Origin of the sequence: Halomonas hibernica, assembly GCF_013183775.1 — a bacterium.
Classification (GTDB): domain Bacteria; phylum Pseudomonadota; class Gammaproteobacteria; order Pseudomonadales; family Halomonadaceae; genus Vreelandella; species Vreelandella citrativorans.
Map to the genome: position 1 here is coordinate 76,179 of NZ_VIFN01000008.1, position 22,675 is coordinate 98,853.

Here is a 22,675-nt window from a genome sequence, read left to right on the forward strand (position 1 = left end):
TTCTAACGGCTATGGTTTTAACGACTATAGTTGCTAGCTTGCATAACGACACCTTGGTTATAAAGATACCCTGGTGATAATAATACGTTAGTTAAAAATGGATTTGACCGCTTGCATGGAGGCAGCTAATGAGGCCGGGCTTTTTATGGATTTTTTTGGTGCTCACCCCCTTATTGACCGTGGGTTGTGGCAACGATGATGAAACGCAACCTAACCCGACCCAAGTTGTGAAGCTCTATGAAACAAGCCAGCAAGAGGTCTACCCAAGCCGCCGATTTGTAGGCCGCGTGGATGCACTGAGCACGGTGAACCTGGCCTTTCAGGTAGGCGGGCGCATTGAGGCGCTTCCCGCCGTTCAAGGTGCAACGATTCCACGCGGCGAGTTAATCGCCCGGCTCGACCAGACCGACTATGCCTTACAGGTTCGCAGCGCCGAAGCCGAGTACGAGCAAGCTCGCCGCCACCTGGTAAGACAGCGCAACCTGCGGGCCCATGACGCCGTTTCCCAATCCGCATTGGATAGCGCCCAAACGGAGGCCGAGCTTGCCGAAACCCAGCTTGAGAGCGCGCGTCAGGAACTTGCCTACACCACCCTTAATGCGCCGTTCGATGCGCTCGTATCCCGGCGTTTAGTCGAGAATCATACAACGGTCCCACCCAATACAGAGGTGGTGCGCATTCAGGATATCTCCGAGCTGCGGATACGCTTTAACGTGCCCCAAGCGTTAATGCAGCACCTTGAAAGAGGCCATCACTTTAAGGTCGAGGCCGAGATTGCCACCCTACCGGGGCAGCGCTTCCCGCTTGAGTATCGGGAACATGCCACCGAACCTGACGAAATCGCCCAGACCTATGAAGTAGAGTATGCCCCAACCCCGGACGTCCCGTTGATCGCCCTCCCCGGCACGACCGCCAGCGTTTTTATCGCGTTTAAAAACACCCTTGAGACACCGCTGATCATGGTGCCCAGCAGCGCCTTGGACAACGATGAACAAGGCGAATTTCAGGTGTGGATTTACGACGGCGATGAAGGCACGGTATCGCCGCAACGCGTTACCCCCGGCGACATCGTCGGTGACCAGGTGATTATTACAGCGGGCCTTGAAGACGGTGCGTCTATTGTTGCAGCGGGTGTTCATTTGCTACGTGATGGCATGCAGGTCAAACCGCTTGAAGCATCGCTATAAGGGGCGTGGTCATGAATATTGCGAAGCTTTCAATCGAGCGGCCCATCAACACCTGGCTGATTGTTGTACTTTGTCTGTTTGGGGGTATTTGGGGGTTTAATGCGGTGGGCAAGTTGGAGGATCCATCGTTCACCATTCCCTACGCGATCATCAACACTCCCTACCCTGGCGCCACTGCTGAAGAGGTTGAGGAAGAGGTTACCGAGCGCTTGGAACGCGCCATTCAGGAAATGCCGCAAATAGACGTGCTTGATTCCAAATCGGTGCCCAACCGCTCAGAAATCCAGGTAGAAGTACACTCTACTTATGGTAGTGACGAACTGCCACAAATCTGGGATGAGTTGCGCCGCAAGGTTAATGATACCCAAGCCGACCTACCGCAAGGCGCCCAGCCTTCTCAGGTCAACGACGACTTCGGTGAAGTATATGGGCTGTTTTATGCCGTCACCGCCGACGGTTTTTCTACCCGTGAGATTCGCGATATTTCAACCTTTCTTCAGCGCGAACTACTGGCGGTACCGGGTGTTGCCCGCGTCACTAGCGCAGGCGAACGCGAAGAGACGATTTATCTCGATATTTCCAATGAGCGGCTAACCACGCTCGGCATTCCCATCGAGCAGGTGATCAATACCATTCAAACCGAAAACGCCGTCGAAGACGCCGGAGTACTGCGGGTGGGTGATCGACAGGTACGCCTTGTCGCGCGCTCGAACATCGACAGTACCGCGCTACTGGAATCGATCCGCATTGGTGCGCCAGGCACAACCGACCAGGTAGCGCTGGCCGATATCGCAACGATTTATCGACAGCCCACTGAAATCCCCGACCAGGTCATCCGTTATAACGGTCAAACCGCGTTTACGCTGGGTATCTCGGGCATCGAAACCGAGAATATCATTGAGGTCGGTGACGCTGTTGAAGCGCGTATGGAGCAGCTGCAAAGCCGTATTCCGCTCGGTGTTGAACTTCACCCGCTTTATGAACAGCACGATGTCGTTAACGACGCCATCAATGACTTTCTGATTAATTTGCTGATGTCGGTGAGTATCGTTATCGGCGTACTGTGCCTGGTCATGGGCTGGCGGATTGGCGTGGTCGTCGGCAGCACGTTGCTGCTGACCGTACTCGGCACGCTGATGTTTATGGCCATTTTCAATATCGAGATGGAGCGCATTTCACTCGGCGCGCTGATTATCGCCATGGGCATGCTGGTGGATAACTCCATCGTGGTGGCAGAAGGCATGGTCACCAATATAAAGCGCGGTATGAAGGCCAAGGAGGCGGCCAGCGCATCCGCACAACGCACTCAGATACCGCTATTAGGTGCCACTATTATCGGCATTATGGCGTTTGCAGGCATTGGCCTTTCCGATGATGTAACCGGTGAGTTCATGTTCTCGCTGTTTATCGTCATTCTGGTGTCGTTAATGTTGAGCTGGCTGCTGGCCCTCACCGTTACCCCGCTGTTCGGCTTCTACCTGCTGCGCAAGAAAGGTGAAGAGGATGAAGAAGAGAATAATCAGGATGACGAAGAGGATTTATACGGCGGCCTGATGTATCGCAGCTACCGCAAGGTGCTCTTGATGGCGCTTAAGCTGCGCATTATTACTGTCGCGGCGCTGGTGGTGATTACTGGAGCCTGCATGTGGGCTTTTACGCTGGTGCCCCAATCCTTCTTCCCTGATTCAAATACACCTATATTCTTTATCAACTACGAGCTCCCTCAAGGCACCGACATTCGCGCCACGCTACGCGATGTCGAAGAGATAGAAGCTTACCTTCTCGAACAGGACGATGTGGTATCGGTGGCAAGTTTTGTGGGCAGTGGGGCAACGCGCTTTATGCTGACCTACTCACCCGAGCAGCCCAATACCGCTTACGCACAATTCATCGTGCGTACGGCAGAGCTCGACGCTATTCCCGCGCTGGACCGACAGTTTTACCGCGATTTAAATGAACACTTCCCTAATGCCCAAATACGTACCCAGCGCCTGCAGTTTGGGCCCGGCGACGGCGCTGATATAGAGGCACGTTTTCAGGGCGCCTCCGCCAGCGTGCTGCGTGGGTTAGCCGCTGAAGCCGAAGCACGTATGGCGACCAATTCCTTTCTCATTGACGAGCGCACCGACTGGCGCCAACAGGAGCTGATCGTCGCACCAGTGATTAATGAGGAGCGCGCGCGTATTGCCGGCGTCACACGCGATGATATTACTCAGGCACTTCAGTTTGCCACGTCAGGCATTCAAGCGGGCACCTATCGTGAAGGCGAGCATTTGGTGCCTATTGTGGCTCGAGCGCCTCAAGCGGAGCGAGATGACGTGGCGCTGCTGCCTGATCGGCAGGTATGGAGTGAAGCGCAAGAGCAGTTCATCCCCATTACGCAGGTGGTGGATGCCTTTGAGACGCGCAGTGAAGAGGCCTTGATTCAGCGGCGTAACCGCGTGCGTACACTCACCGTGGGCGCCGAGCCAGGAGCAGGTTACACGGCGGCCCAGGCCTTCGAGGAGATCCGCGCTGAGATTGAAGCCATTCCGCTACCGCCCGGCTATACACTGGAATGGGGCGGCGAGCACGAAGACTCCGGCGACGCTCAAGCATCACTGGCGCAGCAGCTGCCTATCAGTTTCTTAATCATGGTGCTGACGACCATTCTGCTTTTCGGCAAACTCAGGCAACCGTTAATTATCTGGCTGGTGGTCCCCATGTCGGTATGCGGTGTTGTTATAGGCCTGCTGGCGACCGGCCTGGCCTTCTCGTTTACTGCCCTGCTCGGCATGTTAAGCCTTTCTGGCATGCTGATGAAAAATGCCATTGTGCTGGTCGATGAAATTGATGAGCAGATTCGTCAGGGTACGGCACGTTTCCAGGCACTTCTTGAGGCCAGCATTAGCCGCCTGCGCCCGGTACTTTTGGCGGCAGGCACCACCATTCTGGGCATGATCCCGCTGCTGACCGATGCGTTCTTCAACAGCATGGCGGTCACTATTATGGGCGGGCTAGCATTCGCTTCGCTTCTCACTATGGTCGCGGTACCCACGCTTTATGCGCTGTTCTTCAGCATTAAACGGGACGAGGTTGAAAACGAGTAACTATTGGGTGCCTCATCCGCTACGGCAGGCGACGTTCGGTACGGGCCAATTGAATTATACTAGGCTTGTGTCTATGAGCCTCTGAGCGGCTTTAGCGCTGCATGGAGGCAAGGAAGCAAAAGACGCAAGACCTTGGATATAGTAATAAAACCAAATGAATAACCTGTTTTATTATTTATTTACTTTAAACAGTATAAAAATATGTAAAATAACTACACAAACCGTGCCGTTTCTATCATGCAGAGGTCATTATGCCGAGCCCAACACCTGCTACGTTAAATCCTACCGTTGCCAAGGTTACTCAACGTATCCGTGAACGTTCTCGGCAGCGGCGTGCGCTCTATGAAGCGCATATGGCGGACCAACACAAGCAAGGCGTTCATCGTGGCGAGCTTTCCTGCGGGAATCTGGCGCACGGCTTTGCCGGCTGCGATGTGCCTGTCGACAAGGGCCGACTCAAGCTAACCAATAGCGCCAACGTGGGCATCGTATCGTCCTATAACGATATGCTTTCTGCTCACCGGCCTTTTGAAGACTACCCTGCGGTTATTAAAGAAGCCGCGCGGGGCATGGGCTCAACCGCCCAGTTCGCAGGCGGCGTACCCGCCATGTGCGACGGCGTGACCCAAGGGCAGCCCGGCATGGAGCTGTCGCTGTTCTCCCGCGATGTGATTGCCATGGCGACGGCGGTCGCACTTTCTCACAACATGTTTGATGCAACGCTGTACTTGGGTATCTGCGATAAAATTGTGCCGGGGCTATTTATTGGCGCCGCACGCTTTGGCCATTTACCGGCCATGTTTGTGCCTGGCGGCCCCATGACCACCGGCCTTCCTAATGACGAAAAAGCCCGCGTTCGCCAGCTTTATGCTGAAGGCAAGGTTGGCCGAGACGAGCTGCTGGAAGCCGAATCCCAGTCCTATCATAGCCCTGGCACCTGCACGTTTTACGGTACCGCCAATTCCAACCAGTTAATGATGGAAATGATGGGGCTCCATCTGCCCGGTGCCTCCTTTGTTAACCCCGGCACCCCGCTGCGTGAAGCGCTCACCCGCTACGCCACTGAACAGGCCATTCGCAATACCGAACAAAGCGGCAACTACCGCCCGTTCTATAAGCAAATTGATGAGCGAGCAATTGTTAACGCAATTGTCGGCCTACTGGCCTCCGGCGGCTCAACCAACCACACGCTGCACCTGGTGGCCATGGCAGCCGCGGCGGGCATTACCATTAACTGGGACGACTTCACCGAGCTTTCCGCTGTGGTACCCAGCATGACCCGCATTTACCCCAACGGCCAGGCGGATGTTAACCACTTCCAAGCGGCAGGTGGTATGAGCCTGCTGATTCGTGAATTGCTCCAAGCGGGTCTTATGCATGGCGACATTCCTACCGTCTTTGGTACGGACATGACCGCCTACACGCAAGAGCCTTTCCTTGAAGATGGCAAGCTCACTTGGCGCGAAGGCCCTGAATCCAGCCTCGATTCAGAGGTACTCCGTCCGGTCAGCAATCCTTTCTCGCCAACTGGCGGACTTACCGTACTCGACGGCAATCTGGGCCGCGGCGTGATTAAAATTTCCGCAGTGAAGCAGGCACACCGCATCGTTGAGGCGCCTGTTCAGCTATTTGATGATCAAAACCAGGTAAAAGCGGCGTTTGAATCGGGTCAGTTGGATCGCGATGTCATCGTAGTGGTGCGCTTCCAGGGCCCTAAAGCCAATGGCATGCCCGAACTGCACAAGCTCACGCCGTTTTTAGGCGTGCTACAAGACCGTGGCTTTAAAGTGGCCCTGGTGACCGATGGCCGCATGTCGGGCGCTTCAGGCAAAGTGCCTGCTGCTATCCATGTCACACCTGAAGCCATTGACCGTGGTCCTCTATCCAAACTGCAGGATGGTGACATTGTGCGCCTGGATGCCGAAACCGGCGAGCTTAATGTACTGATGGATGCCGCCACGTTTGATGCCAGACCGTGCGCGCAGGCCAATCTTGAGCAGAACCACTTTGGCATGGGTCGCGAGCTTTTCGGTGGCTTCCGCCACTTGGCCACCAAAGCCGAAGAAGGCGCAGGCGTGTTTGGCGGCTTTGAAGCTGACGTTCTTTCCCGAGAGCTGGAAAAAATCGAGCAGGAGGACCAATGAGCCGACCTGCTCTCATTGGCGACATCGGGGGAACCAACGCCCGCTTTGCGTTGGTCACCCCGGGGGAGAAAACGCCCCAGCACATTCTCAACCTACCCTGCGCCGACTACCCAGGGGTGGTGGAAGCCGCCCAGGACTATTTGAGCCAAGTGGGCGCGACCGGTAGTAACGCGCCCACCGAGGCCTGCTTAGCGTTTGCCTGCCCGGTGCATGCCGAGCAGGTCAAAATGACCAACAACCACTGGCAGTTTTCAAAAAGCGAGGTTCAGCAGACGCTGGACCTTTCGCTGTTTAAAGTCATTAATGATTTCACCGCTCAGGCGTTGGGCATCCCCCACGTGCCAGATCACGACCTGGTGGAAGTGAAGCCCGGCACGCCTCAAGCACATGCAGCGCGCCTGGTAATTGGCCCTGGCACGGGGCTGGGTGTGGCGGGCGTTTTCCCTGGCCTGCACGCATGGATTCCGCTGCCCACCGAAGGCGGCCATGTTACGTTTGCCCCCACCGATATTCGAGAGCGCGAACTGCTGGATGAGCTACACAAGCACTACCCGCGCGTCAGCGTAGAGCGCCTATTGTGTGGCCAGGGCATTGTTGACCTGTATACGGCTGACTGCGCCCTTGAAGGCATAGCGCCAGCATTTACCACTGCTGCCGAGGTGACTCAGGCTGCCCAGCAGGGTGATGAAATAGCCAGCCGCACGCTGCTGCGGTTTCTAAAAATCCTGGGGGATGTGTGTGGCGACGCAACACTGACGATGGGCGCTCGCGGGGGCGTTTATCTATGTGGCGGTATTGTTCCACGCCTGCTGGACTGGCTGCCCAACAGCGAGCTACATACGGCCTTTATCAATAAAGGGCGTATGCACACCTATAATGCGGATATTCCTATCTGGGTCGTCACTCACCCATGGACAGGCCTGCTAGGCGCTGCCGAAGCGCTACATAACGAAGAAGTGTTTTAACGCGCAGGGCGGCAGCAACCTCAAAAACAACAAGGACAACCCATGATTTCTGTTATTGCGTTTGGCGAAGCGCTGGTGGATATGCTTTCAAGCCGCTTAGGCGATGCTAGCGACCGCCAGGAAACCTTTACTCCTTACGCTGGCGGTGCGCCCGCTAATGTTGCCGTCGCTTGTGCTCGGCTTGGGGTGCCTAGTCACTTTTTAGGTATGGTCGGCGATGACACATTTGGCCATTTTTTGATTCGGGAACTAAACAGCCACGGTGTTAATACCGATGGCGTTATGCGGACTAAAATGGCCCGTACGGCACTCGCGTTTGTCTCCCGAGATGCCCTCGGCGAACGCACCTTTGACTTCTACCGTCCACCGGCCGCTGACCTGCTCTATCGCATTCATCATTTGCCCCAAGGAGTATTTGAAACGCCAGCCATCGTGCATCTGTGCAGCAATAGCCTAACCGACCCTGACATTGCCGAAACCACCCTCGCCCTGGCAAATATGGCCAAGCAGTCTGGCTGTCTGGTGAGCGTTGACGCCAATCTGCGACATAATTTATGGGCAGATGCCACCGCCGATATTGGCCTGGTGATGCAGCTTTTAGATACTGCCGAGCTGCTCAAGATATCGCTTGAGGAGCTGGATTACCTGCGCGGCGAGCAGTCCCAGGACACCTGGCTTAACCAGCGTTTGGCCGCAGGCGTCAACGTCATTTTGATTACTGACGGCCCTAACGATGTGGTGCTTAAAAGTGCTGCCATGGCACAGCACATTGCGCCGCCCAGTGTACAAGCGGTGGACACGACAGCGGGTGGCGATGCGTTTATTGGTGGCCTGCTGGCAGAGCTTTCTCGCTACGGCATTGCCCCAGGTTGGCACGAGGATAACGCCTTCTTAAGCGCTGCCGTGGTGACTGCCTGCCGCTGCGGGGCTCATGCCGTTACTCGGCCTGGCGCGTACGCTGCGCTACCCACTCAGGATGATATTGCCGCACTACGGGCGCGTTAAAAGCGATTTCCAAGACTCGTCCTTTTAAAAACGGTACTTTAAAAACAGTCCTTTTAAAAAAGGCCCACCTAAAACCAACTTTCGTCTGGTTGTTAAAATGTCTGACATTTAATAAGCTCACGCTATTACCGTCATTCATAGAGGCATCCCATGACGCTGGATACCCTGCCCGCCCACCACGGTGGCGCTGAACACTTGGCACGCTTACTGGCCAGGGCGCTATTAACCGGCCACTGGCAGCCCGGTGACGTCTTTCCCAAGGAGCTGGATATCGGCAAACACTTTGCCGTCAGCCGCAATCAGGTACGCAACGCATTAGCAAGCCTAACGGCCGCCGGGCTTATAGAGCGCACGGCGGGCCGAGGCACGCTGGTTCGTGAAATGAGTGAGTGGCACCTGCTGGACCCATTGATGAGCGAATGGATGACAGGGCTCGTCAACCTGGACCCTCAGCTCGTGCGCGCAATTTACGCTTTTCGATTCTCAGCAGAGCCCACGGTTGCGAGATTGGCGGCCCAAGCGGCCACCGGTGATGACATTACACAGCTGGAAGCGGCGTTTGAAGGTATGCGCTGTTCGGCAGGCAATCCTGACGCGCGCGCCCAGCACATTGAGTTCGATGTTGCCTTTCACGATGTGATCTACCAAGCGACGCATAACTTGGTGTGGCGGCAAATGGGCCATTTATTACGCCCTTCAATCATGGCGCTGGTATATCGCTCGCAACACGATATTAAAACACTCGATGACAGTTTAACCCGGCACCGCCACGTACTGGATGCGATTAAAGCCGGCGACATTAACGCGGCCGACACCGCTGCGCGCGAGGTATTGCGGCGAACCGCTATCGATCTGGGCATCGTCTAGCTGGGCTAAAACAAACTTCTGCAGTAACGCTTGCCGTACCCACTCGGCTAACCGTGAGGATTATATCGTATGAAAATTACGCGTCTTAAAACATGGCAAGTCCCTCCCCGCTGGCTGTTTCTTAAAATCGAAACCGATGAAGGCTGTTATGGCTGGGGCGAGCCGGTCATCGAAGGCCGTGCCGCAACGGTAGAAGCGGCCGTTCATGAACTTTCCGACTACCTGATTGGCCAGGACCCTCATCGGATCGAACACCTTTGGAACACGCTCTATCGTGCCGGGTTCTATCGCGGCGGCCCCATTTTGATGAGCGCCATTGCGGGTATTGACCAGGCACTGTGGGACCTTAAAGGGCGTGATTTGGGTGTTCCCGTTCACCAACTCTTGGGGGGAGCGGTGCGCGATAAAATGCGCATGTATGCCTGGACCGGGGGCGACCGCCCAAGCGATGTGGGCGCCGGTGCCAAGGCGCTGGTCGAAAAAGGCTTTACCGCGTTCAAGATGAACGGCACGCCCGAAATGCAAATCGTCGACTCTCATCGCAAGGTCGATGAAGCCGTGGCCAGAGTACATGAGGCGCGCGAGGCCGTTGGGCCGGATGTGGGTATCGGTATCGACTTTCATGGCCGCGTCCATCGTCCCATGGCCAAAGCATTACTGCGTGAGCTTGAGCCTTACCATCCCATGTTTGTTGAAGAGCCCGTTGCACCGGAACACTTGCCTTGCTTGAAAGATATTGCGGGCGGGTTGAGCTACCCCTTGGCGACCGGCGAACGCTTGCATACCCGCTTTCAGTTCCGCGACCTGCTGGCCGATGGCATGATCGATATTATCCAGCCGGATATTTCCCACTGTGGCGGCATTAGCGAAGGGCTGAAAATTGCCACCCTCGCCTCTGCCTATGATGTGGCGCTGGCGCCCCACTGCCCGCTTGGGCCGTTAACCCTGGCCGCCTCACTTCAGCTGGATGCTGTCTGCCATAACGCCTTCATTCAAGAACAAAGCATGGGGATTCACTATAACCAGGGCAATGACGTGCTGGACTACCTGGTAGACAAAACAGCCCTCAGTATCACCGACGGTTTTTGCGCTATCCCCCAAGGCCCCGGCCTGGGTGTAGAAATTGATGAAGCCTATGTTGAAGAGCGCGCAAAAACAGGCCACCGCTGGCGCAACCCGGTATGGACGCACGACGACGGTTCTATCGCTGAGTGGTAAGCCCTGCTTTCTTAATCGTGGAGAACCTTATTCGTGGGGAGATATCGTCACATGCGTACCGATTCTGATGCGTTACCGCAAACGCTCGCCTGGATCGCGGTGGACTGGGGCTCCAGCAACCTGCGTGCCTGGGGGCTCGATAAGCAACACCAGGTGATCGCCAACGCCAGCAGCGATAAGGGCATGCTTTCGCTCACGCCGGATGAATACGAGGCTGAACTGTTGCGCCTGGTGGGCGATTGGCTACCTGCCAACGGCCACATAGCGGTAATGGTGTGCGGCATGGCAGGCGCTCGACAAGGCTGGCTGGAAGCCGCTTACCTGCCGGTGCCTATCTCGCTTGACCAGCTTAGCCATGGAGCGGTGATGCCTCGGCTGGTAGGTGGTCAGCTGCGTGTGCATCTGCTGCCCGGTCTGAGCCAAACCCACAGCGCGGCTCAGCATTTTGATGTCATGCGCGGAGAAGAGACCCAGCTTGCTGGCCTGGCGGCCGAAGCGCCCGATTTTTCAGGCCGGGTCTGCCTGCCGGGCACCCATTCCAAATGGGCGAGCATTGAGTCAGGCGCGGTAACACAGTTCACCACCTATCTAACAGGCGAGCTTTATCAGCTGCTGGCGAATCAGTCGGTCCTAAAGCACTCCATTGGCAGCGATGCGCTAAACGAGCTCGCCTGCCGCGATGCGTTCATCGCCGCCGTCAGCGAGATAAGAGCAGCCCCAGAGACGTTTAGCAGCCGCCTGTTCGGCCTGCGGGCGCAGGATTTACTGGATAGCCGCCTGCCCATGGGTAACACCCGGGCAAGCGTGCTCTCGGCACGGCTTTCTGGCCTTGCGATTGGCCTTGAGCTAGCGGGCGCCTGCCAATCATTATCTACCGATGAAACGGTTACCTTGATTGGTAATCCAGCGCTTTGTCATCGTTACCATTTGGCCCTTAACGCGCTCGGCTTTCAGACCCATCACGTTGAGGGCGACACCGCCGTACTGGCAGGTCTTCGACTCGCCCACCAGGCGCTAACAAATAATGCAGAGAGAGCTCTATGACGTTACCCCTGATCGGAATTTTGCGAGGCGTAACGCCCGATGACGTTATCGACGTTGCTGATGCGGTGCTTAACGCAGGCATCACCCAGATTGAAGTGCCGCTTAACTCGCCGGAGCCACTAGAGAGCATTCGCCGCTTAGTCAACGCCTTTGGCGAGCAGGCGGTCATTGGCGCGGGCACCGTGCTTACCCCCGCACAAGTGCGAGACGTTCATGCCGCTGGTGGGCGTTTAATTGTCTCGCCTAATTGTCGCCCCAGGGTGATTGAAGAAACGCACCGTCTTGAGATGGCGAGCTGGCCAGGCATTGTTACCCCTTCCGAAGCATTCGATGCACTTGACGCTGGCGCGACAGGGCTTAAGCTTTTTCCTGCCGTCCAGGTCGGGCTGGAAGGTATGAAAGCCGTGCGCGCCGTACTGCCTGAAGGCACTCGTTTGTACGCCGTAGGCGGCGTTGGAATCGATAACTTCGCCGCTTGGCGAGCAGCCGGGGTAGATGGTGCTGGCCTGGGCAGCGCACTTTATAAACCCGGGCAAAACGCCAAGGCGGTTGCCCAACAGGCGATTGCGTTAGTTAACGCCTGGAAAAAAGCCGGAGAAGAATAATGTCATTACCCACATGGCAGGCAGCTGTCGCAGTAGATAGTGGCTGCCTGCTTGGAGAAGGCCCGCAGTGGCAAGCCAGCAGCGGACGGCTTTACTGGTGCGATATTATTGGCAAGCGCTTGCACTGGCTCTCTCACACCAGCCAGCAGCATGATCATGTAGCGCTAGACGATATGGTTTCTCTGGCCGCGCCGCTTGAGGATGGCCGCCTGCTACTAGTGGGTGAGCGCTCATTGAGCCACTTCGACCCTGAAAGCGGCAACATTACCCACTTTGCCGATGTTGAAGCCGATAACCCTGTTACGCGCAGCAATGACGCACGTGTGGACAGGCATGGCAGCCTGTGGTTTTCAAGCATGGGAAAACAGGCTGAGCACCAGGCGGGCAGCCTCTACCGACTGCATCGCGGCAAGCTAAGCCAGCTGCGTACCGGGCTTAGCATTCCTAATGCGCTGTGCTTTTCACCCGATGGCACCACCGCTTACTTTACGGATACACCAACCGGCGTTGTGATGCGCTGGGCGCTGGATGACCAAGGCTGGCCGCTCGGAGAACCCGAGCCTTTTGCGGATTTTTCCGGTCATATTGGCAGCCCCGACGGCGCCGTGATGGATAGCCAGGGCTGCCTATGGCTAGCGCTTTGGGGTGCTGGCGAGGTTGTGCGCTTAAACGCTGACGGTGAGACTATTGGCCGAGTGCACCTATCAGCCAGCCAACCCTCTTGCCCGGTGTTTGCAGGCCCAGAGCTTAAAACGCTGTATATCACGACGGCTCAAGAGGGTTTCACTTCAGAGCAGCTTGCCAAAGAGCCGAACGCTGGCGCGCTATTTTCCGTGCAAATCGACATAGCCGGGCTCGCCGAACCGCCGCTACGGCTTGCATAAATTCAACAACAGCCGCTAAAACGATAAGGCCCCGCTAGTTGATACTAACGGGGCCTTTCTGTTACTGGGCTATTGATGACAGCGCTATTGCTAACAGGGCTAGCTTTCAGCGCCTAATCGACAATTATCCAGCAAAGCTTATATAAATAATGATCACTAAAATGATCAGCGCGACACCTGAGGGTAGTGCACCTTTCCAGGGCGTTAGATCAACACCGCCGACATGCTCCTGTACCCAGTCCGTTTCGCGCGGGCGTAGCTTACCAACAATCAGCATCATCACCACTAACAAGGCAAACACCAATGCGACGAAGTGGAACTCATTCATAATCTCAGGCAAGAGATTAAATGGCGGCACAAAGTAACCAGCAGCGATCAATAAACAGCCGCCCACCAGCGCTATTTTGGCGGCCATGGGAGGTACCCGTTTGGTCAGTAGCCCCACCAACACAACAGCCAGAATAGGAATAAAGTAAATGGCGTTCATCTTCTGCAGGTAGCCGAATAGACTATCCTGCCCGGCCAGCAGTGGCGCGATAATCATGGTAATAATCGCCATGATCCAACCAAAGATCTTGCCCGATTTAACAACCTCCTGCTCAGTAGCGTCTTTATTCAGCACGCCTTTATAAATACCCAGGCTGAAAATGGTGGTGGTACTGTTAAGCGCGGAGTTAAACGAGGACAGAATCGCCCCGACCATAACCGCCGCAAAGAAACCCGTTAAATAAGGCGGTAGAACGTTAAACACCAAGTGCCCATAGGCTTCATCAGCCTGCACACCCTGATCAGCATAGAGGTTATAGGCAATAATACCTGGTAGCACGAGATACAGCGGGCCAAGCAGTTTAAAAAGCCCTGTCAGCAGCACACCCTTTTGGCCTTCGGCCAGGTTTTTGGCGGCAAGCGTTCGCTGGATAATCTGCTGATTCGTGCTCCAATAAAACAAGTTAATCAGAAAGACCCCGGTAAACAGCGTGAAGAACGGCACCTGCTGCTCTGAGCCACCAATCGAGTTGAGCTTATCCGGGTCGCTCTGCTTAAGAATGCTCCAGCCTTCCATGATGCCCGTACCGCCACTCACCGCTTGAAGGCCAAAATAGACGACCACAAAACCGCCCACTAACAGCCCAATACCGTTCAGCGTGTCGGAAACGGCAACCGTACGTAGCCCGCCAAACAGGGCATAGATCGCACCAATAATGCCCACGATCCATACGGTTAGCCAAAGCAGTGTGCTTGATGACTGAATACCGGTTAGTCCTTGCAGGTCCAGCATCCCCTGCAAGCCAATCGCACCAGAATAGAGAATGATCGGCAGCAAAATAACGGCATAGGCAATAAGGAAAATGACGTTGGTGATCAGCTGGGTGCCTTTATCAAAGCGGATTTCCAGCAATTGCGGCAGTGTAGTAATACCGCTTTTTAAAAAGCGCGGCAGGAAGAACAGCGCCAGCGCGACCAACGCGATAACTGCAACGACTTCCCATGCCATAACGCTTAGCCCATCGGCAAACGCAGCCCCGTTTAGGCCTACCATCTGCTCAGTGGAGAGGTTGGTCATTAGCAACGAACCCGCAATCAGCGGGAAGGTCAGCGAGCGCCCTGCCAGGAAATAACCAGTGGTACTGGAGTGATCATCCCGGCGTGTGATACGCCACGTAATAAAAGCGACCAGCCCTGTAAAAAACAGGAAAGACGCCAGGGTCAGCATATGCATGTTGGCTTGCTCCATTATTTAGTCATCGTGTTGTACATGCGCAGTGCGAATAAATGTCTGACATATCTCCGCAGAGATTCTAACGGAGCGGTGGATTAACGTTTATCCCCCTTTGGTCTTACCTAACGTGTTATTTTGCATAAAAAAACCGGGCAACATGACGTTGCCCGGTGATAGAACAGGAAGACCTTTAGAAATCGCCTAGACCTGTGGATAGCCCTTGAAATAGCTCTTGAAATAGCCTTGGGCGTACAAACCCAGGCGCTCCATTAATGATGAAAACGTTCAGCGGCTTCCTGAGCTAATTTGCGAATGCCTTCCCAATCTTCGGCTTCAACCAACCTGGCGGGCGTGAGCCAGGAGCCACCTACGCACATGACGTTGGGCAGTGACAGGTAGGATGCCGCATTCTCGACCGTGATGCCGCCCGTGGGGCAAAATTTCGCGCCAGGGATCGGAGCACCAAAGGCCTTGAGTGCTTTAACGCCACCGCTGGACTCCGCTGGGAAGAACTTGAAGCGGCGATAACCGAACTGCCAGCCGGTCATCAGCTCTGATATGGTCGAAACGCCCGGCAGCATGGGTACTGAGCTTTCGATACCGTAACGATAAAGTGCCTCGGTCGTGCCCGGCGTTACGACAAAATCAGCACCTACTTCTTCGGCCTGGCGATATTGAGCAGGGGTGAGTACGGTACCCACACCAATGCTTGCTCCGGGTAACGCTTCACGCATGCGCTTAATGGCTTCCAACGCACAGTCGGTACGCAGGGTGACTTCGAGAACTGTTAAACCGCCCTCTACCAGGGCCTTTCCAAGCGGCACGGCATCTTCAAGGCGATCAATGGTGATCACCGGAATCACTTCCGCTTTAAGGCAAATGCTGTCAAGTTCAGCGGTGCGCGTTGAAGGTAACTGTTTATCTATCGACATCGTAAGTCTCCGGAAATCTATTATTAATTGATTGTTAAGGTGCCCAGTAAATAGCCAAGGGGCATGACAAAAAGGCACGTATTGGCAGTTGCCGCACATCATCGCCGTTCAAGGCATTGGCCAGTACGGCACGCTTATCGTCACCGGTAATATGTAAAATATGCCGATGTGCCTGGTGTAGCCGGGACGCTGAAAAGGTAATCCGCGGCTGTGGTTGACTAGGGGTTCTCACCGCCACCAACGGCTCATCCGTAGAAAGCGCTAACCCGAGTTCCTGGCTATCCGGGAACAGCGAGGCTGTATGGCCATCCCCGCCCATACCAAGTATCACCACGCTGGCTGGCCAGCTAAGCGATGCGGTCTGTTCGGCTACCGCCGCGACGCCCTCTTCCGGCGTTGAAGCTTCTGCGGTTAGGGGCACGAAACGCGCCGCGGCGGCAGCGCCTTGCAGCAGGTTTTCACGCACCAGCCTGGCGTTGCTGTCGCGGCTTGTTTCATCCACCCAGCGCTCATCCGCCAGCGTGATATCGATACGCGACCAGGCTAGCGGCTTGGCGGCCAAGGCTTTAAAAAAAGGCACCGGGGTCGAGCCACCGGACACGACCAGAAGCACGCGCTCCTGGCGGTCTAGATCTTCACTCAAGGCCTGCGCGACCGCTTCGGCTAGCTGTTCCGCCAGCTTTTGACGTTGTTGGCTCATGTTAATAATCCTCGTACCAGCTGCGGCCATCCTGGGTAATCATCGCAATGGAGGCAACCGGCCCCCAGGAGCCCGCCGGATAACGCCTCGGTGGGGTTTCACGACTCTGCCAACCAGCAATTAACTGATCGCACCAGCGCCAAGCGTGCTCCACCTCATCACGGCGTACAAACAGATACTGCTGGCCCTTCATGACTTCAAGCAAGAGGCGCTCATAAGCATCGGGAATACGTGATTTAGGGAAGGCACTATTAAAATCAAGATGTAAGGGCCCTGGGCGCAAACGCATGCCTTTATCCAGGCCACTGTCTTTGGTAAGTACTTGTAGGGCAATTCCCTCTTCCGGCTGAAGGCGAATAATTAACTTGTTGGAAGCAATATCGCGCTGGTCCGGATCAAAGATATAGTGCGGCTGCTGGCGGAAATGGATCACAATTTGCGAAAGCTTTTCGGGCATCCGCTTACCGGTGCGAAGATAAAAAGGCACACCCGCCCAACGCCAGTTAGACACCTCGGTTTTCATCGCAACAAAGGTTTCCGTCTGGCTCTGGGTATTAGCGCCCTCTTCCTCCAGGTAACCAGGCACCGCTTGGCCATCGCTGGTGCCGGCAATATATTGCCCGCGTACCACATCGCGCCCTAGCGCCTCCCCTGTAAAAGGTTTCAGCGCTTTCAACACTTTTACCTTTTCATCACGAATGGCATCCGCATCCAGGTTAGAGGGCGGGTCCATGGCGATCAGACATAACAGCTGCAGCAGGTGGTTCTGCACCATGTCACGCAGTTGGCCTGCATCATCAAAATAGCCCCAACGCCCCTCAATACCGACCTTTTCGGCCACGGTAATCTCAACGTGGGAAATATGATTCTGGTTCCACTGAGTGCCGAAGAGCGGATTGGCAAAGCGCAGCGCAATCAGGTTCTGAACCGTTTCTTTACCCAAGTAGTGGTCAATGCGGTATACCCGTGACTCAGGAAATACGGCACCAATGGCATTATTGATCTGTTCAGACGATGCCAGATCGTAGCCAATCGGTTTTTCAACAACGACGCGGGAGTCTTCGTCCAGACTTCCACTGGCTTGAAGATGGTGGCAAATATCGCCATAAATACGCGCGGCAACAGAAAGGTACACCACCATCGGCTGTTTTGAGCCTTCTCGCCATTCGCGAATGGCTTCAAAGCCCTCTGCTGTTGAAAAGTCGAGCTGACGATAATCCAGACGATTTAGAAAGCGCTCAAAGCTTGAGTCCTCTAGTTCGCTGCTTTTGAGCCGTTTACGCAATGCGCCGCCAACCAGTTGCCTGAACGACGCCACATCATGCTCCTGACGCGCCAGCCCCATAATGCGGGTGCTTTCGGGCATCAGACCTTCACGGTCAAGATGATATAAAGCAGGAAACAGCTTGCGCATGGCGAGGTCGCCCAACGCCCCGAAAAGCGCTAGATCAATGGCATGGTCACGTTCACCTAATGGGGCGCCTGGGGAGGCATATGACTGGCTCATCTCTGCTCCTATTTATTATCCACGACCATCTACGTGGTTAGATTACCTAAAATCTATCTAAAAAAAGGCATCATGCGCAATATTTAATGTAATTTTACTACAATAAAATATTTTTGGAGCGGTTCGACGCGCTTTTATTTCGCTATAAACACACTCTACGTGCTTGATAGCACCTGCCGCTACCACTGGATACCCCCACTGATGCCGCCACCATAGGAAGAATGACCTCCATAGCTGGGGCACTTATGCGCTGGCTCGCTTGCCAGCCATAGGCCTCTTAGTGCGGCATGACTGAAGGATGCAATCAGCGCTGCGCCTAGTGCGGTACGCGTGAAATGATGAGTGGTCATTTTCAGTCTCCTTGAGGATTATTATCAACCGCCGTAAATAGTGGCTGTATAGGGGATACACGCGAGGAGACGTTTTGAATGCAGTCCTGTTAAAAAAAGATTCTTTTTATTAAAAATAAAGGCCGAAAATAAATTTTCGGCCTTTAAATCAAACATTAACAGCGCACTTCAAAAATAACTATTTTGCGGTTGCCTGCATCGCAATGGCGGTATCCAGCATACGGTTGGAGAAACCCCACTCGTTGTCGTACCACGCCATTACTTTCACCAAACGGCCATTCACACGGGTGTGATTGGCATCAAACGTTGATGAATGCGCGTCATGGTTAAAGTCAATGGATACCAGCGGTTGAGCATTGACAGCCAGTACGCTCGAATTGGCAGCGGCCTTTTCGAGGATCTGGTTGATCTCTTCCTTGCTGGTATCGCGCCCTGCGTTAAAGGTTAGATCCACCAACGACACGTTAATCACCGGTACGCGCACGGCCAGCCCATCCAGCTTACCTTCCAGCTCAGGCAGCACCAAACCCACCGCAGCGGCGGCTCCGGTTTTGGTCGGGATCATGGAGTGAGTGGCGCTGCGTGCGCGGTACGGGTCGGTATGATAAACATCCGAAAGATTCTGGTCATTGGTATAAGCGTGAACGGTCGTCATCAGGCCGTTTTCGATACCTATGGTGTCGTTCAGCGCTTTGGCGACAGGTGCCAGGCAGTTAGTCGTGCAAGATGCATTAGAGACAACCTTATGCTCAGCAGTCAGCACGTCATCATTAACACCGAAAACAATCGTTGCATCCGCATCCGGGCTGGGTGCCGAAATCAGTACTCGTTTAGCGCCCGCTTCCAAATGCTTGGCAGCAGCTTCTCGCTTGGTAAATAGCCCCGTGCACTCCATGACCAAATCGATATTCATGGATGCCCAAGGGAGGCTGGCAGGATCGCGCTCGGAAGAGATCGCAATGCGGTCGCCGTCAACGCTGATACTTTCTGCGTCGTGCTCTACAGTGAAGGGGAAATGCCCATGCACCGTATCGTGGCGTAGTAAATGCGAATTTAGCGAAGGATCGCCAAGGTCATTAATCGCCACTACCTGAATTTTGTCACGGTAATCGTTTTCATACAGGGCGCGTAAGACGTTACGGCCGATCCGTCCAAACCCATTAATAGCAACTCTGATCGTCATGCTGACACCTCATGCTCGGTGGTGGATGGCTTCATTCAAGTAAAAAAATTACCAAAAAGACACGTAAAAGCGTTTTAAAAAGAACAAAATCGCTTACAACGCTGCTTTGCTGGCTATCGAATAACCTATTTGTAGTAAAATTACTATATTATCACTATGGTCGTCTACACTTCACGCCGACAATTAAGCAGTCACCTTGCAGTCTGACAACACTGGTTTTTTGCTTTTTTTTAATATTTAAGGAGAGCCTGCTCATGAGCCTATCGAATTCACCTTTGCCGCTTCGCCGTACCAAAATTGTTGCCACACTAGGCCCTGCCAGCGACCAGCCAGGTATTCTTGAGGCGATGATCACGGCAGGCGTCGATGTCGTTCGACTTAACTTCTCCCACGGTTCTGCCGATGATCATCGCCGACGCCTACAGGATGTTCGCGATATCGCCCAGCGCTTAGGTAAATGTGTTGCTGCACTAGGCGATTTACAAGGTCCTAAAATTCGCATCGCGCGTTTTGCTGAAGGCCCTATTCATTTATCAGTAGGCGAAGCGTTTATTCTAGACATGGCGCTGGATACCAATGCGGGCAACAGTGAACGCGTTGGTTGTGACTACCCATCACTTATTGATGATGTAGCCCCCGGCGACCGGCTGCTGCTGGATGACGGCCGCGTTGTCCTGGATGTGACCTCCATTGCGGGCCAGGAAATACACACGAGTGTTCATGTGGGTGGCAAGCTCTCCAACAACAAGGGCATCAACAAACAGGGCGGTGGCCTTTCTGCTCCCGCCTTAACCGACAAAGACAAGGCCGATTTAAAAACGGCAGTGGAAATCGGCGTGGATTATCTGGCGGTCTCCTTTCCGCGTTCAGCAGACGATATGCGGGAAGCACGCGCACTGCTGGGCGAAGAAGGCAAAGAGATTGGCCTGGTCGCCAAGCTGGAGCGTGCCGAGGCAGTGGCAGATGATGAAACGCTGGACGGCATCATTATTGCCTCTGAAGCCGTTATGGTGGCGCGTGGCGACCTGGGGGTAGAAATTGGCGATGAAGCACTCATAGGCACCCAAAAGCGCATCATCAAACATGCCCGCTCGCTTAACCGCGCCGTGATTACCGCCACCCAAATGATGGAGTCGATGATCGAATCCCCGCTGCCCACACGCGCTGAGGTGTTCGACGTGGCCAATGCGGTGCTGGATGCGACCGACGCCGTTATGCTTTCAGCAGAAACGGCAGCCGGTGAATTTCCGGTAGAAACCGTTGAAGCCATGGACCGCGTTTGCTTAGGTGCCGAGCGCGAGCGGCTGGCACAGTCGTCTGGCCACCGCATGCATGAAGGCTTTGAGCGCATGGATGAAACCATCGCCCTTTCGGCCATGTACGCCGCGAACCATTTAACCGGCGTTAGCGCGATTGCCTGCATGACATCGACCGGTTACACACCGCTGATTGCCTCGCGCATTCGTTCTGGCCTGCCAATTGTTGGCTTGGCGCATAGTCCCGTTGCCCAGCGCCGCATGGCACTTTACCGTGGCGTGGTATCGCTCCCCTTCAACACCACCGAAATGGAGCCCACTGAAGTAAACCAGCAGGCGCTGAAATTGCTTAAAGCCTATGGTCTGGCACGCCCGGGTGGGCATATTATTCTGACTCGCGGCGATCATATGAACGCTCATGGCGGCACCAACACCATGAAGATTATCGCTATTGAGCAGGAAACATCAGGAGAATAAACAATGAACGATGCCCGACCACCTCGCCAAGCGCTACGTACCTTACCCGCTCAAAAGCGTATTGCGCTTATCGCCCACGATGGCAAAAAGAGTGAACTACTGGAGTGGGCGGAACGCTGGCAGGAGACGCTGCGCCAGCATCACTTAATGGGTACGGGCACCACCGCAGGCCGGTTAACTCAGCAACTGGGCTTGAGCGTTGAAGGGTTAATGAGCGGGCCGCTAGGCGGCGACCAGCAGATAGGCGCACGCATCGCCGAGCAAAAGCTCGATATATTGGTGTTCTTCTGGGACCCGTTTGCTCCACAGCCCCACGACCCCGATGTTAAAGCACTGCTACGCCTTGCCACGCTGTGGAATGTACCTGTCGCCAACAACGCAGCCAGCGCGGACTTCCTGCTCTCATCGCCCTATCTAAGTGAGCGCTACGATATGTCGATACCCGATGCTAACGCCTGGGCCAGCGCCAGGGTTTAACTTAAGGATTTAGCGCCCTTACCCACGCTGAAAAAGATGCCGCTTAACGACCTGCTGCCCGACGCCCCCCTGGCCTCGGGCAGCTTTTAGCGCACTGTTAAGCGTCAATTCTGCTATCCGATCATAATCCTGGTGCACCGAATTAATCGGCTGAGGCAAAAAATCCAGCAGGCGGTGATCACCAAAAGTGGCAAGCCGGATATGCCTGGAAAGCCCTCCACGTTCTAAAAACGCATCTAAAACGCCCTCCATCAAGGTATACGATGCGGTCACCAGTGCATCCAGCCCCTTGGGCTCGCTAAGCAGCTGTTGGGCAAGTTCCATCGCCTCACTACGCTCGTAGCGCTCAGCGCTCAAATACACTTCCTCGATATCGCGATCTTTTAACGCGGCCTCAAAACCGGCCCGGCGCTCACGACTAATAGACAACTCAGGCATGGCATCAAGCCAGGCAACTCGCCGCGTATCCTGGTTAAGTACCGAGAGCGTTAAACGCTCAGCGGCATCGTGATCATCACTAACAACACTGGAAAAGTAGTGGCTATCCAGCCCTCGGTCCATGCCCACCACGGCCCAGCCGTCGTTAACCAATTCCCTATAAAATGGGTCAACGTCGGCCAGGCAGCTGGCAGTAATCAGTACTTCACAGCGCTGAGCACGCAGGGCAAGCGCCAGGGCGCGCTCACTTTCGGCACAGTCATCCGAGCTTACAATCAGCAGCCGATATCCTTGCTCGCGCGCACCACGCTCCAAGCGCTTCGCCAAGCGTGCATAGCTGATATTTTCAAGGTCAGGCACGATTAAACCAATCAGCCGACTGGCACCTCGGCGCAGCGCCGCCGCCTGTGGATCAATCTGATATTGATGCTCACGAACAACGCTCATGACCTTTTCAATCGTGGCGGTACTGATACGACGCTGTTCAGCCTGTCCATTAATGACATAACTGGCCGTGGTGCGTGAAACACCTGCAAGCCGCGCAATATCGGCTAATGTCATGTTTTTTCTCCTTATAAGCCTGCAAAGTGTAACAGCGCCTTGACGAGACCCCCACCAAAGTCTAAA

The 22,675-nt window shown here is 54.8% G+C and carries 19 protein-coding genes; 12 read left to right on the forward strand and 7 right to left on the reverse strand.

Features of this window, described 5'->3' with window-relative positions:
• Positions 1 to 128 precede the first annotated feature (128 nt).
• The 10 genes from FKN99_RS12920 (at position 129) to FKN99_RS12965 (ending at position 13,008) form a co-directional block, all read left to right on the forward strand.
• Positions 129 to 1,187, forward strand: a complete 1,059-nt coding sequence (locus FKN99_RS12920) for an efflux RND transporter periplasmic adaptor subunit (RefSeq protein WP_172118270.1) — start codon at positions 129 to 131, stop codon at positions 1,185 to 1,187.
• Between the two features lie 11 nt (positions 1,188 to 1,198).
• The gene (locus FKN99_RS12925; protein ID WP_172118271.1) at positions 1,199 to 4,276 is read left to right on the forward strand and encodes an efflux RND transporter permease subunit; all 3,078 of its coding nucleotides are present in this window, start codon (positions 1,199 to 1,201) and stop codon (positions 4,274 to 4,276) included.
• Positions 4,277 to 4,527: 251 nt separating this feature from the next.
• A complete protein-coding gene (gene edd, locus FKN99_RS12930; protein ID WP_172118272.1) occupies positions 4,528 to 6,420 on the forward strand; it encodes a phosphogluconate dehydratase in 1,893 nt (630 codons plus the stop codon).
• A complete protein-coding gene (gene glk, locus FKN99_RS12935) occupies positions 6,417 to 7,385 on the forward strand; it encodes a glucokinase (protein WP_172118273.1) in 969 nt (322 codons plus the stop codon). The genes edd and glk overlap by 4 nt, the downstream gene beginning before the upstream one ends.
• A 42-nt stretch (positions 7,386 to 7,427) precedes the next feature.
• On the forward strand, positions 7,428 to 8,390 hold the full coding sequence (locus FKN99_RS12940) for a carbohydrate kinase family protein (protein WP_172118274.1): 963 nt from the start codon (positions 7,428 to 7,430) through the stop codon (positions 8,388 to 8,390).
• Positions 8,391 to 8,540: 150 nt separating this feature from the next.
• Positions 8,541 to 9,257, forward strand: coding sequence for a FadR/GntR family transcriptional regulator (locus FKN99_RS12945; RefSeq protein WP_172118275.1), 717 nt, complete (start codon positions 8,541 to 8,543; stop codon positions 9,255 to 9,257).
• Positions 9,258 to 9,326: 69 nt separating this feature from the next.
• On the forward strand, positions 9,327 to 10,475 hold the full coding sequence (dgoD, locus tag FKN99_RS12950; RefSeq protein WP_172118276.1) for a galactonate dehydratase: 1,149 nt from the start codon (positions 9,327 to 9,329) through the stop codon (positions 10,473 to 10,475).
• Between the two features lie 51 nt (positions 10,476 to 10,526).
• Positions 10,527 to 11,519, forward strand: coding sequence for a 2-dehydro-3-deoxygalactonokinase (locus FKN99_RS12955; protein WP_172118277.1), 993 nt, complete (start codon positions 10,527 to 10,529; stop codon positions 11,517 to 11,519).
• Positions 11,516 to 12,124 carry a 2-dehydro-3-deoxy-6-phosphogalactonate aldolase gene (locus tag FKN99_RS12960; protein WP_172118278.1) on the forward strand — a complete coding sequence of 203 codons (609 nt, stop codon included), beginning with the start codon at positions 11,516 to 11,518 and terminating at the stop codon, positions 12,122 to 12,124. The genes FKN99_RS12955 and FKN99_RS12960 overlap by 4 nt, the downstream gene beginning before the upstream one ends.
• Positions 12,124 to 13,008 (forward strand): SMP-30/gluconolactonase/LRE family protein, encoded by an 885-nt coding sequence (locus FKN99_RS12965; RefSeq protein WP_172118279.1) that lies wholly within the window; start codon positions 12,124 to 12,126, stop codon positions 13,006 to 13,008. Before FKN99_RS12960 ends, FKN99_RS12965 begins: the two co-directional genes overlap by 1 nt.
• Positions 13,009 to 13,132: 124 nt before the next feature.
• Here FKN99_RS12965 and FKN99_RS12970 read toward each other — a convergent pair whose 3' ends face one another.
• The 6 genes from FKN99_RS12970 to gap form a co-directional block, all read right to left on the reverse strand.
• On the reverse strand, positions 13,133 to 14,728 hold the full coding sequence (locus tag FKN99_RS12970; protein ID WP_172118280.1) for a solute:sodium symporter family transporter: 1,596 nt from the start codon (positions 14,726 to 14,728) through the stop codon (positions 13,133 to 13,135).
• 269 nt (positions 14,729 to 14,997) lie between these two features.
• Positions 14,998 to 15,660, reverse strand: coding sequence for a bifunctional 4-hydroxy-2-oxoglutarate aldolase/2-dehydro-3-deoxy-phosphogluconate aldolase (locus FKN99_RS12975; protein ID WP_172118281.1), 663 nt, complete (start codon positions 15,658 to 15,660; stop codon positions 14,998 to 15,000).
• 34 nt (positions 15,661 to 15,694) lie between these two features.
• Positions 15,695 to 16,360 (reverse strand): 6-phosphogluconolactonase, encoded by a 666-nt coding sequence (gene pgl / locus FKN99_RS12980; protein WP_172118282.1) that lies wholly within the window; start codon positions 16,358 to 16,360, stop codon positions 15,695 to 15,697.
• 1 nt (position 16,361) lies between these two features.
• A complete protein-coding gene (zwf, locus tag FKN99_RS12985; protein ID WP_172118283.1) occupies positions 16,362 to 17,867 on the reverse strand; it encodes a glucose-6-phosphate dehydrogenase in 1,506 nt (501 codons plus the stop codon).
• Between the two features lie 179 nt (positions 17,868 to 18,046).
• On the reverse strand, positions 18,047 to 18,217 hold the full coding sequence (locus FKN99_RS12990; protein WP_172118284.1) for a hypothetical protein: 171 nt from the start codon (positions 18,215 to 18,217) through the stop codon (positions 18,047 to 18,049).
• 178 nt (positions 18,218 to 18,395) lie between these two features.
• Positions 18,396 to 19,400: a type I glyceraldehyde-3-phosphate dehydrogenase gene (gene gap / locus FKN99_RS12995; RefSeq protein WP_172118285.1), complete on the reverse strand. Its 1,005-nt coding sequence runs from the start codon at positions 19,398 to 19,400 to the stop codon at positions 18,396 to 18,398.
• A 254-nt stretch (positions 19,401 to 19,654) separates the two neighbouring features.
• Between gap and pyk the strand changes: the two genes are divergently transcribed.
• Entirely contained in the window at positions 19,655 to 21,133 is a 1,479-nt protein-coding gene (gene pyk, locus FKN99_RS13000) for a pyruvate kinase (RefSeq protein ID WP_172118286.1), read from the forward strand.
• Positions 21,134 to 21,136: 3 nt separating this feature from the next.
• Positions 21,137 to 21,610, forward strand: a complete 474-nt coding sequence (locus FKN99_RS13005) for a methylglyoxal synthase (protein WP_172118287.1) — start codon at positions 21,137 to 21,139, stop codon at positions 21,608 to 21,610.
• Between the two features lie 18 nt (positions 21,611 to 21,628).
• Here FKN99_RS13005 and cra read toward each other — a convergent pair whose 3' ends face one another.
• On the reverse strand, positions 21,629 to 22,609 hold the full coding sequence (gene cra, locus FKN99_RS13010; RefSeq protein ID WP_172118288.1) for a catabolite repressor/activator: 981 nt from the start codon (positions 22,607 to 22,609) through the stop codon (positions 21,629 to 21,631).
• Between the last annotated feature and the right edge of the window lie 66 nt (positions 22,610 to 22,675).

Coding starts and splice junctions, on each gene's coding strand:
- FKN99_RS12970 (WP_172118280.1), bottom strand. CDS start 14,728: ATGCATATGCTGACCCTGGCGTCTTTCCTGTTTTTTACAGGGCTGGTC.
- FKN99_RS12940 (WP_172118274.1), top strand. CDS start 7,428: ATGATTTCTGTTATTGCGTTTGGCGAAGCGCTGGTGGATATGCTTTCA.
- pyk (WP_172118286.1), top strand. CDS start 19,655: ATGAGCCTATCGAATTCACCTTTGCCGCTTCGCCGTACCAAAATTGTT.
- pgl (WP_172118282.1), bottom strand. CDS start 16,360: ATGAGCCAACAACGTCAAAAGCTGGCGGAACAGCTAGCCGAAGCGGTC.
- FKN99_RS12945 (WP_172118275.1), top strand. CDS start 8,541: ATGACGCTGGATACCCTGCCCGCCCACCACGGTGGCGCTGAACACTTG.
- FKN99_RS12920 (WP_172118270.1), top strand. CDS start 129: ATGAGGCCGGGCTTTTTATGGATTTTTTTGGTGCTCACCCCCTTATTG.
- FKN99_RS12975 (WP_172118281.1), bottom strand. CDS start 15,660: ATGTCGATAGATAAACAGTTACCTTCAACGCGCACCGCTGAACTTGAC.
- FKN99_RS13005 (WP_172118287.1), top strand. CDS start 21,137: ATGAACGATGCCCGACCACCTCGCCAAGCGCTACGTACCTTACCCGCT.
- FKN99_RS12960 (WP_172118278.1), top strand. CDS start 11,516: ATGACGTTACCCCTGATCGGAATTTTGCGAGGCGTAACGCCCGATGAC.
- dgoD (WP_172118276.1), top strand. CDS start 9,327: ATGAAAATTACGCGTCTTAAAACATGGCAAGTCCCTCCCCGCTGGCTG.
- edd (WP_172118272.1), top strand. CDS start 4,528: ATGCCGAGCCCAACACCTGCTACGTTAAATCCTACCGTTGCCAAGGTT.
- FKN99_RS12955 (WP_172118277.1), top strand. CDS start 10,527: ATGCGTACCGATTCTGATGCGTTACCGCAAACGCTCGCCTGGATCGCG.
- FKN99_RS12990 (WP_172118284.1), bottom strand. CDS start 18,217: ATGACCACTCATCATTTCACGCGTACCGCACTAGGCGCAGCGCTGATT.
- cra (WP_172118288.1), bottom strand. CDS start 22,609: ATGACATTAGCCGATATTGCGCGGCTTGCAGGTGTTTCACGCACCACG.
- glk (WP_172118273.1), top strand. CDS start 6,417: ATGAGCCGACCTGCTCTCATTGGCGACATCGGGGGAACCAACGCCCGC.
- gap (WP_172118285.1), bottom strand. CDS start 19,400: ATGACGATCAGAGTTGCTATTAATGGGTTTGGACGGATCGGCCGTAAC.
- FKN99_RS12925 (WP_172118271.1), top strand. CDS start 1,199: ATGAATATTGCGAAGCTTTCAATCGAGCGGCCCATCAACACCTGGCTG.
- zwf (WP_172118283.1), bottom strand. CDS start 17,867: ATGAGCCAGTCATATGCCTCCCCAGGCGCCCCATTAGGTGAACGTGAC.
- FKN99_RS12965 (WP_172118279.1), top strand. CDS start 12,124: ATGTCATTACCCACATGGCAGGCAGCTGTCGCAGTAGATAGTGGCTGC.